This is a genomic window from Microbacterium umsixpiens, from assembly GCF_053543675.1.
This window is the reverse complement of record NZ_JBLVOH010000176.1, coordinates 7,534-8,331: the sequence shown is the minus strand read 5'-3', so window position 1 is coordinate 8,331 and position 798 is coordinate 7,534. Positions and strand designations below refer to the sequence as shown.

Sequence of the window (798 nt, the reverse complement as noted above, 5' to 3'; positions counted from 1 at the left end):
GGGGGGCGTTTCTGCGTTGTCGGAGAGGGGCCGGGGTGGCAGGATGCCGTGATGGGCACTGTCGACGACTATCTCGAAGAACTCGTTCCTGCGGATCGTGACGCGATCGACCGCGTGTACGCGGTCGCACGTCGGGAGGCTCCGGATGCCGAGCAGGGCAAGGGCTACGGCATGCCGGCCCTCGTCCACGCCGGGAAGCCGCTGCTGTCGGTGATGCGCGCCAAGAAGCACATCGGCATCTATCCGTTCAGCCCGGATGCCGTCGCGGCGGTGGCGGGAGCGCTGGAGGGTCATCCGGGTGTCAGCGTCGACAAGGGGACCATCCGGTTCCAGCCGGAGCATCCGATCCCCGATGACGTGCTCGAGCAGCTGGTCCGGGCGCGGGTGGCGCAGATCGACGGCTGATCGGTCAGCGGCCCAGTACCGGCAGCACGAGACTGATCGCGATGGCGATCATGATCACGGCGATCACCGCATCCAGGATGCGCCAGGAGCGCGGCGTACGCAGCCAGCGTCCCAGATAGCGCGCACCGAACCCCAGCGCCGTGAACCACAGGATGCTGGCGGCCATGGCGCCGCCCGCGAACAGCCAGCGTTCCTCGCCGTGAGTGGCTGCGATCGAGCCGAGCATCAGCACGGTGTCGAGGTAGACATGCGGGTTGAGCCACGTGAGCGCGAGCGTGGTCAGGACGACAGGCGCCAGCCGGGTGCGGGTGAGGGTCGCCGTCGCGCTGCCCGGCGTCGCCGAGGCCGAGTCGGCGGCATCCGCTCCGTCCACCTGGAGCTCTTCGCCGCCCC

General features: G+C 69.4%; 2 protein-coding genes. One reads left to right on the top strand and one right to left on the bottom strand.

What is annotated here, in order from left to right; all coding sequences use genetic code 11:
• On the top strand, positions 1-405 hold a 405-nt coding region (locus ACNPM4_RS16865; RefSeq protein WP_448986450.1), incomplete at its 5' end, for an iron chaperone.
• A gap of 4 nt (positions 406-409) precedes the next feature.
• On the opposite strand, the gene ACNPM4_RS16860 is transcribed toward ACNPM4_RS16865, so the two are convergent.
• The coding region (locus ACNPM4_RS16860) for a LysE/ArgO family amino acid transporter (protein ID WP_448986449.1) at positions 410-798 on the bottom strand (389 nt) is incomplete at its 5' end.